A 15,438-nucleotide genomic window follows, 5' to 3' on the forward strand; every position below is an offset into this window, starting at 1 on the left:
GGGCCGCATGTGATCGGATGTGGACCTGCAGCGATCTATACGCAGCCATTTCGTGCTAATCGGAATAACTTAGGCGATTTCATCGCCATGGGGAACCTTTCTTATCCGATCAACCCCGAATCCGTTCGCGGAGCGTCTGCGTAGCGGCGCCACTGGTGAGCGGTGCGAAATCGCGCGTCGCAGGGACAGTTGGCCGAGGAGGGGGACGTCGTGTGCGTTGCGTATGGAACATGGTGTGGGTGAGCGGCGCTCACCGTGTCTCCTCGGTCCCGGCCTGCTCGTGGTTGCCCAGCGCCGCCAGATCGCTTTGCCGGCGTTCAGGGCCTCGTCGGCGAGGCGGGCGAAGTCCCCGCCGGGCTTGTGGCGGCCGGATTCCATGTGGCTGACGTAGGACGAGTCGAAGTCCATGGCCTGAGCCAGTGCCCGCCTGGACATGCCGCGCATTTTCCGCCGATGTGCCAGTTCAGCCGTGACGGTCCTCGGCCGCCTGCTCGCCGGTGATCTCTTCGTCCGCGCGCCTTTCGAAGCCCCGCCACGCGTCGTCGTCAGCGAGCCCGCGTCAACGGTGAGCGATCTCGGCTCACCGTCCCGTCACGGGGCACGTCGCCGCCGACCTCGACCGGCTGTCGGCGGATTCGGGGGCGGGCCGGCCACGGTGTTCTCCGGCACGCGAGCGGTGGTCTGCCCCGGGTCGGACGGAGTGGGGTTACCGGACCGCGTGCAGGCCCGACGGGTGCGCGGGTGGGTCGAGCCAGGCCGCCTGAAGCTTGCCATCCCATGGTCCCAGGAGCACTGTGGATACTGCCTGCGACAAGAGATCAGAGACCACCATGCACACCTGGGGCAGGCGGAACACTCGCCAATTCACCGGTGCTCGCTTGGACGTGTCCGCCGCGGCAGGCGTGCTGGACCGGGACGGCTGCGTGACCCACTGGAGCAGTGGAGCGCAGGAACTGCTCGGATACCCCCCTGTTGAAATCATCGGCAGGCCGGTGGACGACCTGCTGACGGCAGAGGGAACGCTGCGGCACCGCGACGGCCTCCCGCTGCACGCGCAGGCGCACTTGTGCCCGCTGCAGGACACCGATCGGGATTGCGGCTTCCTGCTCCTGCTGACGGCCGTGCCCGAGGCCGCGACAGGCACACCACGGGATGCCCTGCTCCCGCAGTGGATATTCGAGCAGCAGCCGCTCGCCGTTGCCATCTGCGACCTCGACGCGCGCCTGCTGCGCGGGAACCAGCCGATGCTTGGAGTGGGGGGCTTTTCCGAGGAGGAGGCCCGCGGCCGGCGCCTGACCGAGATTCTCCAGGGCAACGCGATCGAGGACGTGGAGCGGCGGGTCCTTCGAGTGGCCCGGACCGGGAAAGCGGAAGCGGCGGAGCCCATCGTCAGGCTCCCCGGGGAATCCAAGGCTCACGCCTGGGCCATGGACGTCTTCCCGCTCAAGGACGCGGACGGCTCGGTGCGTGCGGTGGGCGTTACGGCGTCCGACTACTCCCAGCAATACGACTCCAGAGAGCGCATCGCCTTGATCAGCGAGGCCAGGACCCGCGTGGGTACGAGCCTGGACATCGTGGGAACCGCACGAGAATTCGCGGAACTCGCTGTCCCTCGCTTCGCCGACTTCGTCAGCGTGGACCTTCTGGAGCCCGTCTTCCAGGGGGAGCTGCCCGCGCCCGTCCTTCCTCGGGGTGTCACTGCCCTGCGCATGGCGGCATACCAGTGGGCCGCCGGGCACGCGCTCGATGCGGTGATCAGCGCTACGGAAGTGCACACCCATCCATGGTCGTCGCCGGTCGCGCGGTGTCTGGCCGAGAACCGGGCCGTTCGTCACAGCACCAAGGATCCCGAGGTCATCCGTTGGCTGGCCGAGGATCCCGTTCAGGCGTCGCTCGCGCAGACGTTCGGCTCCCACTCGCTCATCGCTGTGCCGATCCGTGCTCAGGGCGTTTCCCTCGGGGTAGCCCTGTTCGTCAGGTACGAGGCCTCGCATGAAGAAGCCTTCGGCCCGGACTGCATGGCGATCAGCGAGGACCTCGTCGACCGGCTCGCGATCTGTTTGGACAACGCTCGCCGGTTCACGCGGGAGCGCGGCATCGCGCTCGCACTGCAGCGGGCCTTGCTTCCCCGGGAGTCGACCGTGCACCCCGCCGTGGAGACGGCCGCCCGATACCTGCCTGCGGGCGGCGGTGCCCAGGCAGGCGGTGACTGGTTCGACGTGGTTCCCCTCCCCGGAGCACGAGTGGGCTTGGTGGTCGGCGACGTCGTCGGACACGGCATCAACGCCTCTGCGACCATGGGCCGCCTGCGTACCGCCGTGCGCACCCTCGCCGACATCGACCTGCCGCCCGAGGAACTCCTCACTCACCTCGACGACATCATCACCCACACCGCGGGTGAGCAAGGTGGCGAGCCCACCGGTGAGATCCCCGGCGACATCGGTGCCACCTGTCTGTACGCCGTTTACGACCCGGTCTCCGGCACCTGCTCCCTGGCCCGCGCCGGCCACCCCGCCCCCGTACTGATCCACCCGGACGGCACCAGCAGTGTCATCGACATGCCCTGTGGCCCTCCGCTGGGACTCGGCAGTCTGCCGTTCGAGGCGGCGGACGTCATCGTGCCTGAAGGGGGCCTGCTGGCACTGTTCACCGACGGTCTCCTCACCACCCGGGATCGCGACGTCGACGAAGGGTGCTCCGACCTGCGCAGTGCCCTCACCCTCCCGGCCACCTCGCTCGATGCTCTGTGCGACGCCGTCCTGGACACCCTGTGCCCGGAACCGCATGCCGACGACATCACCCTGCTCCTGGCGCGCCCCTGCGTGTTCGACGAGGACCGCCTCGCCAGCTGGGACCTGCCCAGCGATCCCGCGGTCGTCGCCGACGCTCGCCGGCTCGCAGCGGAGCAGCTCGCCCTGTGGGGACTGGCGGAGGCCACGTTCGTCACGCAGCTGGTGGTGAGCGAGCTGGTCACCAACGCGATGCGGCACGCCGGAGGGCCGATCCGGCTGCGGCTCATCAAGGGTGAGACGCTGATTTGCGAGGTCAGCGACGGAAGCAGCGTCAGTCCTTATTTGCGCCGGGCCCGAGTGTTCGACGAGGGCGGCCGCGGCCTGTTCATGGTCGCCCAGTTCACCAAGCGCTGGGGCACCCGCTACACCCGCACCGGCAAGACCATCTGGGGCGAGCAGGTGCTGCACATGCCGTAGGTACGGCAATTCGGCCGGGCCACTGTGATGTGCGAATGACCGTTGCCGACCGCTCGCTTCCGGCACGGCCGAGGTATGAGCCACTACCGCTGCAGACGCCGGTGCCGCTGTTCACAAACCTGTTCATAATGGAAAGGCAGCAGCTTGGAGCACTCGTGATGCCGGATCCCATGCAGGCCGGGGAGCGGACGGCTGCGGTCGGAGAGGCCGCGGCATGGTGGAATCTGTTGCCCGTCGCCTTGATCGTCTCCGACGGCACCGGACGGATCAGACAGTGGGCGAAGGCAGCCCCCGAACTGCTCGGCTACGCCACCGATGAGGTCATCGGCCGTGACCTCACCGATCTCGTCCTCCCCGACCATCGCCGGGAGGCACGCGCCGTGCACGATGCGGTTGCCGCTGGGCGCAGCGTGACCGGGCGATTTCCGATGCGGCACAAGAACGGCTCCACCATCGGGATGGAGGTGTGGGCGTGCCCCGTGGCCGCACAGGGCGGGGAAGGGTGGGACGTACTGCTCCTGGCCGCCGATGCCCGTGAAGCGCGTCAGACCCGTGAAGCGCGTGAGCTCCGCGAAGTCGATGGCCCGCTGGACACGCTGTTCGCCCGCTCGCCGGTGGGACTGGCGATCTTCGACACCGAGCTGCGGTTCCAGCAGATCAATCGCGCCCTGGAGGCGATGAACGGGCTACCCGCCGCGGCGCACATAGGCCGCCGACCGTCGGAGGTGCTACCCGGGGTCAACAGCGAGCAGATGGAAGCGGCGATGCGTCGGGTGCTGGTCACCGGTGACCCCGTGGTGAACTTCCGCCGTATCGGCCGCACGCCCGCCAGCCCCGACCACGAGCGCGTGTGGTCCTGCTCCTACTTCCGCCTGGAGGACGCGGAAGGCGAACCGCTGGGGATCAACGCCTCGATCATCGATGTCACCACCCAGGAGAAGAGCGAGCGGGAGGCCGCCGCCGGCCGTCAACGCCTGGCGCTGCTCAACGAGGCCACGCTGCGGATCGGCACCACTCTCGATGCGGCCCGCACGGGACAGGAGCTGGCCGACATCGCCGTGCCCCGCCTCGCCGACATCGCCACCGTCGACGCCCTGGCCGACCTCACCGAAGCCACCGAGCCGATGACCAGCCTGTGGGGCGGCGCCGCTCTGCGCCGCCTCGGCAAGGCTCCCGCCCGAGATCACGCGGCCGCCGACATCCTCACCCCCGTCGGCCGCACCTTGCACTTCCCCGCCGGCGCGCCCTACGCGCAGGCTGTCATCGACCGTCGGCCCTTCCTCCTGCGCCGCATCGACGCCCGTGCCGTCGCCCAGGCCGCACGCTACTCCTCGATTCCCGAACGGCTCCGGTCCCTGGGCGTGACGTCGATGATGATGGTGCCCCTCACGGCCCGCGGCCTGGTTCTCGGCGTCGCCACCTTCCTGCGGGACGGCGACCGGCCTGCCTTCGACGCCGCCGACCTCGCGCTCGCCGGCGATCTGGCCGCCCACGCCGCCGTCTGCATCGACAACGCCCGGCTGTATCACCGCGAGCACGACGTCGCGCTCACCTTGAAGCGCAGCATGCTTCCCAGCCTCCCGAAACCCCCGGCGGGCATCGAGATCGCCCACTGCTACCGGCCCGCCTCCGACGTCCACGAGGTCGGAGGGGACTGGTTCGACGTCGCCACCCTCGGCCCCGGCAAGGGCGCCCTGGTCATCGGCGACGTGATGGGCCACGGCATCCAGGCTGCCGCGATCATGGGGCAGATGCGCACCACCGTGCGGGCCTTCACTCACCTCGACCTGCCCCCCGATCAGCTCCTGCACCATCTCGACGACGCGCTCCAGGAACTCGACAGCCCCCTCCTGGCCACCTGCCTGTACGGGATCTGTGACTGCACGGTCTGCCGCTGCTGGCTCGGCCGCGCCGGCCACCCCCCGCCCGCCCTCGTGACGCCCGACGGCAGCGCCCGCCTGCTCGACCTGCCCGCCGGCGCTCCCCTGGGTATCGGCGGTATTCGCTTCACCACCACCGAGGTCGCCCTGGACCCGGGCAGCATCGTCGTCTTCTACACCGACGGCCTCATCGAAACCCGCGGGATCGACCTGGACGAGCGTCTGGACGAACTCATCCGCCTTCTCTCCGGCGCGCACAACGACCTCAACCAGTTGTGCGACAGCCTCATGGACCACTTCGCCCCCAGCCCCGCCGAAGACGACATCACCATCCTCGCCGCCCGCATCGGCATCCCCACCGATTCCGCCGAACCCTCTCCTCAGCGGTCCTGCGCATCGCCGGTCCGCCCGCCTGACCCCGCTCGGTCCGGCCGAGGATCCGACGAAGGCCGGCAACGCAACCCGCAGCTCTGACTCGACCTCAGCCCGGCAGGGCACTCTCGGACGCCGCACGTGGGGATCCGGCGAGATGCTCCCCCGCCAACGTCTCCCGGCGGTTCGTCGAGCTGTACGAGGAGATCGGCCTCCGTCCGGTCCAGCTCCACGGCGCGGCAACGCCGGCTCACGCAGCCGGTGCCGACCTGAAGAACATCCAGGAGATGCTCGGCCACTCCTCGATCACCATCACGGCCGACACGTACACAAGCCTGCTCCCCGAGGCTGGGGCCGGCGGGACTCAGGGCAGGCCGGGGCGTCGCTGGCCGTGTGGCGTACGTCAAGAGTCGGTGGGCACCCACTGACGCACACCGTGTCCGTTCGTGCCGTACCAGTAGTGGGACAGGCCCTTGATGCTGCTGGTGCGGAACGGGCGGCCGTGGTCGTCGATGCGGACCGTGCCGGTGCGGCCCTGGGAGGACCAGTCGAGTTCCAGGTACCACTTGCAGTCGTAGGTCTCGGTCGTCGCGGTGACCAGCAGCACCTCCGGGTCCTCGGCGGAGACGCGGTAGGGGAACTGCACGGCGCGCGCGTGGGGGATCGGGCGGTTGATGTCCAGGCTCACGGAGAAGTCACGGGGCGTCAGGCCGCCGCCACATCCCTGGCCCATGGCGTACGCGTTGCCGGTGACCGGGGTGCCGCGGCTGACGATACGGACCCGGAGGGCCTCCAGGACCACGGCCGTGGACGACTTCCCCTGCACCGAGATCTGCACCATCGTCTGCCGCCCCGGCACCGCCCCCTGCGTCGCCGCCCACACTCCGGCGTCCTGCTCCACCGGCGGCGGGGGCACCTGGGTCGGCTCCTTGTCGATGACGTAGTCGTACCCGCAACCTCCGTCCCAGATCTGAGAGTCGACGGTCCAGGCGAGCGGCACACCGGTCGGCGCGGGGGCGGTGCTCTTCGTGCCCGCCGACGGTCCGCCCTTTGCCTCGGGACTCCCCGTAGCCCGTGCTCCTGCGGAGGGCGAGGCCGACGCAGGGCTGGGGGAGGGGCTGGTCGCAGTAGCCGAGGGGTGATGTGACGTACCGGTTTCTGTCGTACGGGACCGACCGGTGGCCTTTGCCGAGTTGTCGTGAGACCGGTCGGCCGACAGCGCCGACAGACTGCCCAGTGTCACCAGCAGCACGGTCGCCGTGGCGGCGCCGACGGCGGTGCGGCGACGGCGGTACCAGGGCCGTCCGGTCGAGCGGGTGGCATCCCACCGGACCGTCGGCTCGGGACTGCCTGGTCCGGGAGCGTCGGAAACGGGCAGCCCGGCGTCGGATGCGCCCATGTCGGATGCGCTCGCGTCGAGTCGCCGTGGTGCACCGCTCGTGCCGACCCCGTCACCACCGATGCCGCCCGCGCGCAGCGCCGTCCGGCTGTCCGGACCCGAAGCCCGTCGGCCACCTGCCGGCTCCGGCATCCCCTTGGCGTTCGTCGGCTCCGTTGCCTCCTCGGCCGTTGCCGGCTCTGCCGCCGTCTCACCCGTCCTCGACCGCTGTCGTGCCGTCACCGTGAGCAGCCACAGGCGGTGCAGTTCGAGGCGTTCCTCTGGGGTCGCTCCGCAGAAGGCGGCCAGGCGCTCCACCGGGGCGTAGTCCTGCGGGACCGCCTCGCCCGCGCAGTAGCGGTGCAGCGTGGAGGTGTTCATGTTGAGGCGCCGGGCCAGGGAGCCGTAGCTCCGGTCCGTGCGGTCCTTCAGCCGGCGCAGCAGCGCCGCGAACTGCTCGACGTCGTCCCCGGTCGACACCGTTCCCCCGTCTTCCCACGTATCCCCGTATCCCAGGCGGTCCATATACCTGCACGTCAGATGGGCTGGGATGGTTCCACCGTCGCCGGACGGGCGTCCGGCGTTGCGCTGGGCCGCCGTGACGGCCGATGCTCTTGGTGTCGCACCGACCAGGGCCGGACCGACCACCCGGCGGCGGTCGACAGACGACACCCATTCACTCATCCACGGGGGACACCCATGCCCAAGCGCACCCGAGCAGGCACGCTCCTCACACTCACCGTCACGGGCCTCGCCCTCGGCGCGACGCTCGCCATACCGGCGAACGACTCGGCCAAGGTGCCCGGCTTCCTCGCGGCGACCGATCTCCCGCCGCACCCGAGCTCCTCCTGAACGACCGGCGAGGTCGCCGCGGGCGTACCGGGGCGGTGGAACAGGACCGCTGCCTGAGCATGAGGCCGGGCGACGACGGCTCGGCTCGCGGCTGACCAAGAACATCAAGTCCTGTGCGGCATCCATCGAGAAGGCCGACCCGGAGACCGAGGACACGCCGAAGGACTACAGCACGCTGCCTGTCGAGGAGAGCACCCAAGTCCACAGCCTGCACACGGTGATCTCCTGGGGTGCCTCCGACATCCGACTGTTCTCCGTCGGCTGGGACGGCAGGACCGCCACGCCCGTGAACAAGCTCCACTGACCGCATGACCGGGGCAGCCCTCCGCCACGGGGGTGGGGAGGGCTGCCCATCGCCCACCGACAGCGCCATTCGGCGCGATTCGTCACGACTCGAAAAGCAGGGAACACACATGAGCAGCAAGATCCGCACCGTCCTGACCGCCGGCGTCCTCGCCGTCGCTCTCGGCCTCGGCGCCACCGCCCAGGCATCCGCCGGCGCCCCGCGCAGCGTCAGCGGCAAGCCGTCCGACAACATCACCCGCATCGCCGACTTCTACGGCGCCTACAGCGACGCGGTGCTCGGCGAGGACCGCGGCCACCTCGCACAGGCCCTGCGCAGCCACTACCTCACCTCCACCTTCCAGAAGGAGCTGGTGGCCTGGGAGAAGAGGGAGCACGCCGACGGCGTCCTGCGCGCCCAGAACGTCCCGCTCGCCTGGAAGGTCACCGACAACGGCACCACCCGCACTTACACGGAGGCCGTCGTCACCCTTACCTGGGGCAACACCACCACCAAGCTTGTCGTCGACATGGCCCGCGACAGCCACAGGATCTTCCACATCGGTGACAAGGGCGTGGGACGCAAGTAGTCACTCCGGGCGCAGGCTCCGCGTGAGGATCTGGAACGGTCGTAGTCCGAAGGCCAAGTCGCTCTCGTGCAGCCGCCGTTCCAGCAGGTGTGTCACCTCGGCCCGGCCCACTGGGAACCCCGGACCGAGGTGGCCCGCGCCCGCCCGCCCCGGGGACTCGTACAGCCGCACCATCAGATCCCCTCCGCCGACTTCACCGACTCGACGGTCGCGGCCGACTGGTCAAACGCCACCTACGGAGATCCGTAGGTGGCCTTCTCCTTGGTGCCCGCGGATACCGGCTGCCAGGGTCGAGGTGCGCAGACCGGCGGGCGGGTGGTGACCCCGCCGCACTGCAAGTTCAAGTAGAACGCCCCGGACTGGTACGAGGACATGCGCGAGCGTCAGTTGAAGTCGCAGGTCTTGGACTTGCCCTTGCCGCCCACCTTGCACACGCGGACGTTGTCTGAGGCGGGCCCGAAGAGACTGACGGCGAAGGTGCGGCCGTCTGCCTTGAGGTCCTTGACCGTGACAGTGTCGGTGGCAGGGTTGTACGACATGGAGCCCTGGGCGTACTGCTCGCTGACATCTCCGACGGCCAGGACACCGAACGCCAGACAGCGATGGGCTGGTCGTCGCGAGGAATCCCTCGCGCTATGCGGGCTTCGTCGCTCGGCTGCGCTGGATGCTCTGCGAGGCTTTCAGCCCCTACGGGCACCACTGCTCGCCAGCGGATGCCGAACAGCTCGTGCGCAATTTTGTTCATGAGTTGCTCGGCCAGGACGGTTCCGCGTGGTTGTTCGCTTCAGTCGAGCCCACCAGCTCCAGCGCCGCCGTGGTGTCCTCTACGACGACGACCCCAAGAGCCGCCGTCGCCGCGCCGTCCCGCTGCCCGCCCTCTGCATCGCGCCCCTGCGCTGGCACCGCCTGAAGCAGGCGGCGGCTCGCGCCAAGGCGGGGGAGAAGTGGCAGGACTCCGACTACGTCTTCGCCACGCGGACCGGCCGCCCCATCGAGCCGCGCAACCTCTACCGCTCCTTCACCCGCGTCGCCCAGTCCGCCGCGGCCTCCGTGTGATCCGGGTCCACGATGCTCGTCACGGCACGGCCACACTCCTCACGGCGGCTGGAGTCGCGCCCCGCGTGGTGATGGAGATCTTGGGCCACTCGCAGATCAGCATCACCATGGACGTGTGCACGCACGTCGTCCAGGACACGCAGCGCGAGGCCATGAGTCACATGGACCGGCTTCTCAGGAAACGTCCCAGTCGCCACTGACCACCGGCGTTGGTTGCGTCAAGGGCCCCGGACCGTGATCGGTCCGAGGCCTTGCGCTGGGTGTTACGCACAGTAGCCTCGGGTCATGCCTAAGACCTCGGTGGCACATTTCTATGACGAGCTGGCCGATGACTACCACCTGATCTACGCAGACTGGGACGCAAGCATTCGTCGGCAGGGAGACGCCCTGGACCGCCTGATAGGCCAGGACAACGCGTCAGTGCTCGACTGCTCCTGTGGCATCGGCACGCAGGCCATCGGCCTGGCGCTGCACGGGCACCGCGTCACCGGCACGGACCTCAGCGCCCGCGCCGCCGCCCGCGCCGTCCGTGAGGCCGCCCACCGCAATGTGACGCTGCGCACGGGCGTTGCCGACATGCGACGCCTGCCGTTTCCCGACGGCCGGTTCGACACCGTCGTGTGCGCCGACAACGCCTTGCCCCATCTGCTGACGGACCAGGACGTCCACGCCGCCCTGGCGGAGATGCGTCGCGTGCTGCGTCCCGCCGGCCTGCTGTTGCTCAGCACTCGCCCCTACGACGACCTGCTGCGCAATCGACCCGCTTCGGCGTCTCCACAGGTCCACCAGGCCGCGGACGGGGGAGAACGGACCGTCACCTTCCAGCTCTGGCACTGGCACGAGGACGGCGAGCACTACGACGTGGAGCACTTCCAACTGCTGCCGACCGGCGGAGAATGGCGCGTCAAGGTCCGTCGGACCGTCTACTGGGCGCTCGGCCGGGACCGGCTGGCCGGTCTCGTGACCGACGCGGGGTTTGTGGACCCCGAGTGGCGGATGCCGCACGAGACGGGTTTCTTCCAGCCGCTGCTCATGGCGCGCGCCGGCAAGTAGGTGATTTCCACCGCCTTGCGGACAGTTTGCCACGACGCTCAGGAGGCGCCCCGGTCGTCAGTGACCGCCCCCGTCGATGTCAAACCTGGATGTCAAAGGCCCCGGACCATGATCGGTCCGGGGCCTTTGCCCTTGTGCCCCCGGCAGGATTCGAACCTGCGACACCCGCTTTAGGAGTTTTCCCTGGGCGAGGCTGTGACCTGCGTAAATGTAGCCTCCAGTGCACCTGACCTGCGAAACCACTCCTCCACGGTTCTCGCGTGTTCCCAGCCATTCCCGGCCTCATGTGTGCCGAATCCGTTCCGGCAGGCCACTTGGTTGGGGGCGGTACCTGTTGACGAGGACGACCAGGCGGACGCCGTAAGAACTGCCGCTGTCGCTCGGCGGCCAGGCTGACGGATGCCCCGCTCTCGTCCCAAAGTTGTGAGCGGGCAGGCGGAAACCCGTAGCCTGGGACCAGCAGCAGTACGCAGCCCGATGCATGCGGAGGGGATGCCGATGACCACAGCTTCGAGCGGTGTGCCTCACCCGCCGCGCCCGTCGTCGCATCCGCTGCGGACCATCCGCGACATCCGGGAGTCCCTGCCTGAGGACCAGCGTCGGCACTTCGACGCAGAGCTCGCCGACACGGAGATCGAGGCTCTGCCCGAGATGCTGCACCGCTGGGTGACGCTGAGCAACGACGGCTTCGAGGAATTCCTGCTCTCCCGGCCCTTCGAGGGTCTGGAGTTCGGCGCCCGCTCCTACGATGCGCAGACGGACGCCGAGTGATCTACCTGTTCGACACCAATGTCGTTGCCGAGCTCACGACCCGGGCGAAGCCCGACCCGCGCGTCCTGGCCTGGTTCCGGTCCACGGCCCGCCCCAACCGCTTCTTGAGCGTGATCACCGTGGCCGAGATCGAGGCCGGCGTTGCCGCCGCCCCGGATCCCGTAAGGCAAGCCCGCTACGCACAAGCCCTCGCTGCGGTACGGCACGAATTCCGTGACCGCATCGCACCGATCGGCGAACCGGAAGCGGCCGCGTACCTCACCATCCACAAGACGCTCAAGGCCGCCGGCACCAGCATCGACCCACCGGACGCCCTGATCGCCGCCACTGCCCTGGCCAACGGCTGGACGGTGGCCACACGCAACATCAAGCACATGGCCCGAACCGGGGCTCTGGTGGTCAATCCGTGGGAGCAGCAACTGTAGGTGGCCGCGGCGTCGGTGCCGTACGTGTGCTGCAACCGCAGAGGCCCTCCCATCCGACGGACGGAAGGGCCTCTGACCAGGCGTTTCTCTGTGCCCCCGGCAGGATTCGAACCTGCGACACCCGCTTTAGGAGAGCGGTGCTCTATCCCCTGAGCTACGAAGGCGGGGGGATCTCGGTGAGACCCGGCGACTAGCCTAGCGGATTCGGTGGGGTGGGGGTTCTGGCGTTCGGTCAGTGGGCGGTTCGGGTTTGCAGGCCGGCCTGGATGCGGTCCAGGCCGTACCGGAAAATCTTGTCGCCGGCTCCGGCCGGGACGCCTTCACCAGTGCGATGTCGGCGAGCTTCCTGGTGGGCGGGGCGAACGGTCGTCAGGAGGGGGTACGCGCTGACGCGTCACGTCCGCGGTACCTGGCGAAACCGTCCCGCCACCCACAGGTCCTCCTCCATCCGGCTCACCGTGGCCCGCAATTCCGGCAGCACCTCGGTGACGCACTCCTCGGGCGTACGGCGGCTGCTGTGCATCGCGACATTGACCGCGGCGACGACCCGTCCACCGCGCTCGCGCACCGGTACCGCGATGGAGCGCAGCCCCACCTCCAACTCCTCGTCGACGAGGGCGTATCCCTCTTCCCGTACGCGCTTCAGTACGGCCTTCAGCCGAGCGGGGTCCGTGATCGTGCGGGGGGTCAACGGGAGCAGTTCGGTGAGCGGGGGCTCGGGCAGGTCCGCCAGCATCACCCGGCCCAGCGCGGTCGGGTACGCGGGCAGGCGGGTGCCGATGGCGATGTGGGCGCTCATGATGCGGCTGGTGGAGACGCGGCCCGTGTACTGGACCTCGCCGCCGGTCAGGATCGCCAGCGACACCGAGTCGTGCAGCCGCTGCGAGAGTCCGGTGAGGTGCGGGGCGGCGATCTCGGCGAGCGAGGTCCGTGACAGGGGAGGGAAGCCGAGGCCCAGCACACGGGGGGTGAGGCGGAAGACGCGGTCGTGCGTGCTGACGTATCCGAGGTGTTCCAGGGTGATCAGGGCGCGGCGGGCGGTCGCCCGGGCGAGCCCGGTGGCCTGGGCGACCTCGGTGAGGTTCAGTTCGGCGCGGTCCTCGCCGAAGGCGGTGATCACGGTGAGGCCCCGGGCCAGTGACTCGATGAAGTCCCGGCCCAGTTCCTGTTTGGAGGCGCCGGTCCAGACGGCGAGGCCGGTGGGGGCGGTGGGGGTACGGGGCGCGGCGGATTCGGCGCGCTGTGTCTCGCGCAGTTCCCGTTCCATCGCTGCGACGGACTGGCGCAGCCGGGGCAGCAGGGTGTCGCGCAGATCGGCGGCGGTGTGCCGGCTGGTGTGGCTGACCACGCTCACCACACAGGCGATGCGGCCCGCCTCGCGTACGGGCATGGAGATCGCGACCAGCCCCGGTTCGATCAGCTGGTCGTCCAGCGCCCAGCCGGCCTCCCGAGCCTCGGCCGTACGCTGCTCGAAGTCTTCGCCGAGGGTGGGCAGCCGACGTGTGCCTCGGCCGACGCCCTGTTCCTTCGTCGTGTCGTTCGTGGCGCGTCTGTCTTTTTCGGCGTCCCGGTCGTCCTCGCCGTACTCGATCGGGCGGCTTCGGGCCGGGACCGCCGGAAACCCCCGGTCCTCCGGATCGGACGCGCGCCGCTCGCGCCACCGTGCCCACTCCCGTTCGTCCCATTCGGTGGCGAACAGGGGGCCGGGCGCGGTGCGTTCGGCGGGCAGCAGGTCGCCGATGCGAAAGCTCAGTGACATGGCGCGGCGCCGGGTCGCCTGGTGGATGAAGCGGATGCCGTCCTGGTCGCCGACCGCGAGCGAGACGGACTCGTCGAGTTCGTCGGCGAGGGCGTCGGCGTGCGCGTCGAGGAGGCGGGGCAGGCGCAGGGCGGCCAGGTAGGCGTTGCCGAGTTCCATCAGACGGGGGGCCAGGACCGCGTCCCGGCCGTCGAGGCGTACGTACCCCCGGCGCGCCAGGGTCGCGGTGATCCGGTCGACGGTGGAGCGCGCGAGCCCGGTGGACCGCTCCAGACCGCTGAGGCTGGACACTCCGTCGGCGTCGGTCAGCCGCCGCAGTACGGCGATACCGCGGATGAGGGGGGTGACGGCCTCGGCGGGCACCGCGGCCTCGGCGCTGCTGGTGCCGGTCCCGGGGGGCGGCGCGACGTTCGGTGGCATGGGCTCTCCGCTGTGGATCTCTGAAGAGACTCAGGAGAGACACCGTAGTCCTTGTACGGCCAGGTCAGCAGGTCGGAGACCGGGAGCGGCGGGGAAGCGGCCGGTCAGCGGCGTGTGACGGACACCCGGTAGTCGCCCTTCGGATCCACCGCCGTGACCGAGATCGTGATGCCGGCCTTGGGGTCCTTGAAGGACTCGCCGGGGGCGAAGGGGGCGTCGGAGAGTTCCGCGTGGACGTTGGGGCTGCGGGTGCAGCCGCCGCTGTGGCGCTTGGAGTCGTAGACGGTGATGGGGCCGTTTCCGGTGTCCACGCCCGCGTCGACCTTGTAGATGAGGATGCCGGGGCGGCAGACGGCGGAGTCGTTGCCGCCGCGGGTGCGCAGTTCGAAGGCGTACCCCGTCTTGGTGCCGGTGGGTACGAAGACCAGTTTCTCGCCGCCGGGACGGGACAGCGGGGTGAGGGTGTACTCCGCCGTCCCGGGCGACGCGGCGCATCTGACCTGCGACTCGTCGAGCCAGCCCAGTTTCCACTTGTGCCAGCCGAGGAGGTCGTTGTCGGCCCCCCAGTCCTCGCTCATGATGTCCCAGTGGCCGACGGCGCCGCCGCCCTCCTGGGTGTAGAGGTCGGGCAGACCGAAGGTGTGGCCGTTCTCGTGGGGGAGTACTCGGTAGCCGGTCTCGGCGTAGGAGCCGGAGCCGTCGTCCTGGCGGCTGTAGACGAAGGACGCGTTCGAGACGGGGACGCCGTCGGCTATGGGCGCCTCGGTGTTGCCGGCGAAGGTGACGGACAGGACGGTGTCCAGGGCGGAGGGCCCGGCGTTCGGCGTCACCAGCACGTTCAGGAGGTCGTACGAGTGGAAGTCCACCTCGGGGTCGGCCGTGGCCACTATGTCCTGGACCAGGTCGCGGTAGCCGGGGTCGAAGGGGGCGCCGCGTTCTATGCCGTACGCCTTGAAGGGCTTGGGCATGCGCAGCCAGTGGTGGATGGGGGTCTCGGGGCGGTAGTCGAGGCGGCCGTAGGAACTGGTGCGAAACCAGTTCTGGGTCTGCGGGAAGAACTCGGCGAGCCGGTCGAGTGCGCTGCCCGGGCCGGGGGCGTCGGAGAAGTCGACCATCAGGGTGAGGGCTCGGACGGTGCCGGTGGAGCGGGCGTATCCGGGTTGGGTCGGTATGCCCTCTCCCATCTGTACGCCCATCGCGCCGCTGATCATGCAGGGACCGAGCGCCGTGGAGCGGGCCAGCGCGATGGAGCCCGCCGTCGTGGAGCCCGCCGAGAGGTGCCCGGTGCCGGCGGAGGTGCTGACCGCCAGCGTCAGAAGAGTCACCGTGGTGAGGGCGGCCACGCGGCGCGAGCGTATCCGGCGGCTGGTGGCCTGCATCGGCTGCATACA

At 69.6% G+C, this 15,438-nt stretch carries 13 protein-coding genes, 1 tRNA gene and 1 pseudogene; 8 read left to right on the forward strand and 7 right to left on the reverse strand.

The window, feature by feature from the left end:
• Positions 1-69: 69 nt before the first annotated feature.
• On the reverse strand, positions 70-444 hold the full coding sequence (locus OG568_RS61495; protein WP_443077783.1) for a helix-turn-helix domain-containing protein: 375 nt from the start codon (positions 442-444) through the stop codon (positions 70-72).
• A gap of 440 nt (positions 445-884) precedes the next feature.
• Between OG568_RS61495 and OG568_RS29435 the strand changes: the two genes are divergently transcribed.
• A complete protein-coding gene (locus tag OG568_RS29435) occupies positions 885-3,209 on the forward strand; it encodes a SpoIIE family protein phosphatase (protein WP_329536485.1) in 2,325 nt (774 codons plus the stop codon).
• A 158-nt stretch (positions 3,210-3,367) separates the two neighbouring features.
• A complete protein-coding gene (locus OG568_RS29440; RefSeq protein WP_329533736.1) occupies positions 3,368-5,563 on the forward strand; it encodes a SpoIIE family protein phosphatase in 2,196 nt (731 codons plus the stop codon).
• Positions 5,564-5,864: 301 nt separating this feature from the next.
• On the opposite strand, the gene OG568_RS29445 is transcribed toward OG568_RS29440, so the two are convergent.
• Positions 5,865-7,364, reverse strand: coding sequence for a helix-turn-helix domain-containing protein (locus OG568_RS29445; protein WP_329536486.1), 1,500 nt, complete (start codon positions 7,362-7,364; stop codon positions 5,865-5,867).
• A gap of 174 nt (positions 7,365-7,538) precedes the next feature.
• On the opposite strand from OG568_RS29445, the gene OG568_RS29450 reads away from it, so the two are divergent.
• Both OG568_RS29450 and OG568_RS29455 read left to right on the forward strand, forming a co-directional pair.
• Entirely contained in the window at positions 7,539-7,691 is a 153-nt protein-coding gene (locus tag OG568_RS29450) for a hypothetical protein (RefSeq protein ID WP_266433694.1), read from the forward strand.
• A 413-nt stretch (positions 7,692-8,104) separates the two neighbouring features.
• Complete coding sequence (locus OG568_RS29455) at positions 8,105-8,563, forward strand: hypothetical protein (protein WP_329533737.1); 459 nt, start codon at positions 8,105-8,107, stop codon at positions 8,561-8,563.
• On the opposite strand, the gene OG568_RS29460 is transcribed toward OG568_RS29455, so the two are convergent.
• A complete protein-coding gene (locus OG568_RS29460) occupies positions 8,564-8,737 on the reverse strand; it encodes a glycosyl hydrolase-related protein (RefSeq protein WP_266433698.1) in 174 nt (57 codons plus the stop codon).
• Between the two features lie 209 nt (positions 8,738-8,946).
• Entirely contained in the window at positions 8,947-9,102 is a 156-nt protein-coding gene (locus OG568_RS29465; RefSeq protein WP_266433700.1) for a hypothetical protein, read from the reverse strand.
• Between the two features lie 259 nt (positions 9,103-9,361).
• On the opposite strand from OG568_RS29465, the pseudogene OG568_RS29470 reads away from it, so the two are divergent.
• From OG568_RS29470 to OG568_RS29485, 4 genes and pseudogenes are all read left to right on the forward strand, one after another.
• Positions 9,362-9,819, forward strand: a pseudogene (locus OG568_RS29470) (tyrosine-type recombinase/integrase); the annotation flags it as partial.
• 85 nt (positions 9,820-9,904) lie between these two features.
• Positions 9,905-10,672, forward strand: coding sequence for a class I SAM-dependent methyltransferase (locus tag OG568_RS29475; protein WP_266433702.1), 768 nt, complete (start codon positions 9,905-9,907; stop codon positions 10,670-10,672).
• 498 nt (positions 10,673-11,170) lie between these two features.
• The gene (locus tag OG568_RS29480) at positions 11,171-11,443 is read left to right on the forward strand and encodes a hypothetical protein (protein WP_329533738.1); all 273 of its coding nucleotides are present in this window, start codon (positions 11,171-11,173) and stop codon (positions 11,441-11,443) included.
• On the forward strand, positions 11,440-11,868 hold the full coding sequence (locus OG568_RS29485; RefSeq protein WP_328362906.1) for a type II toxin-antitoxin system VapC family toxin: 429 nt from the start codon (positions 11,440-11,442) through the stop codon (positions 11,866-11,868). Before OG568_RS29480 ends, OG568_RS29485 begins: the two co-directional genes overlap by 4 nt.
• A gap of 91 nt (positions 11,869-11,959) precedes the next feature.
• Here the strand turns inward: OG568_RS29485 and OG568_RS29490 are convergent.
• The 3 genes from OG568_RS29490 to OG568_RS29500 all read right to left on the reverse strand — a co-directional run bounded on the left by OG568_RS29490 (position 11,960) and on the right by OG568_RS29500 (position 15,426).
• Positions 11,960-12,032, reverse strand: a tRNA-Arg gene (locus tag OG568_RS29490).
• A gap of 230 nt (positions 12,033-12,262) precedes the next feature.
• The gene (locus tag OG568_RS29495; RefSeq protein ID WP_329533739.1) at positions 12,263-14,047 is read right to left on the reverse strand and encodes an IclR family transcriptional regulator domain-containing protein; all 1,785 of its coding nucleotides are present in this window, start codon (positions 14,045-14,047) and stop codon (positions 12,263-12,265) included.
• Positions 14,048-14,151: 104 nt separating this feature from the next.
• Positions 14,152-15,426 (reverse strand): M6 family metalloprotease domain-containing protein, encoded by a 1,275-nt coding sequence (locus OG568_RS29500; RefSeq protein WP_443077888.1) that lies wholly within the window; start codon positions 15,424-15,426, stop codon positions 14,152-14,154.
• Positions 15,427-15,438 lie beyond the last annotated feature (12 nt).

This window comes from Streptomyces sp. NBC_01450 (assembly GCF_036227505.1).
In the GTDB taxonomy this organism is placed as follows: Bacteria; Actinomycetota; Actinomycetes; order Streptomycetales; family Streptomycetaceae; genus Streptomyces.

Excerpts from the sequence above, each read along its gene's own strand:
- OG568_RS61495 (WP_443077783.1), bottom strand. The coding sequence starts at position 444 with ATGCGCGGCATGTCCAGGCGGGCACTGGCTCAGGCCATGGACTTCGAC.
- OG568_RS29440 (WP_329533736.1), top strand. The coding sequence starts at position 3,368 with ATGCCGGATCCCATGCAGGCCGGGGAGCGGACGGCTGCGGTCGGAGAG.
- OG568_RS29445 (WP_329536486.1), bottom strand. The coding sequence starts at position 7,364 with ATGGACCGCCTGGGATACGGGGATACGTGGGAAGACGGGGGAACGGTG.
- OG568_RS29450 (WP_266433694.1), top strand. The coding sequence starts at position 7,539 with ATGCCCAAGCGCACCCGAGCAGGCACGCTCCTCACACTCACCGTCACG.
- OG568_RS29455 (WP_329533737.1), top strand. The coding sequence starts at position 8,105 with ATGAGCAGCAAGATCCGCACCGTCCTGACCGCCGGCGTCCTCGCCGTC.
- OG568_RS29460 (WP_266433698.1), bottom strand. The coding sequence starts at position 8,737 with ATGGTGCGGCTGTACGAGTCCCCGGGGCGGGCGGGCGCGGGCCACCTC.
- OG568_RS29465 (WP_266433700.1), bottom strand. The coding sequence starts at position 9,102 with ATGTCGTACAACCCTGCCACCGACACTGTCACGGTCAAGGACCTCAAG.
- OG568_RS29475 (WP_266433702.1), top strand. The coding sequence starts at position 9,905 with ATGCCTAAGACCTCGGTGGCACATTTCTATGACGAGCTGGCCGATGAC.
- OG568_RS29480 (WP_329533738.1), top strand. The coding sequence starts at position 11,171 with ATGACCACAGCTTCGAGCGGTGTGCCTCACCCGCCGCGCCCGTCGTCG.
- OG568_RS29495 (WP_329533739.1), bottom strand. The coding sequence starts at position 14,047 with ATGCCACCGAACGTCGCGCCGCCCCCCGGGACCGGCACCAGCAGCGCC.
- OG568_RS29500 (WP_443077888.1), bottom strand. The coding sequence starts at position 15,426 with ATGCAGGCCACCAGCCGCCGGATACGCTCGCGCCGCGTGGCCGCCCTC.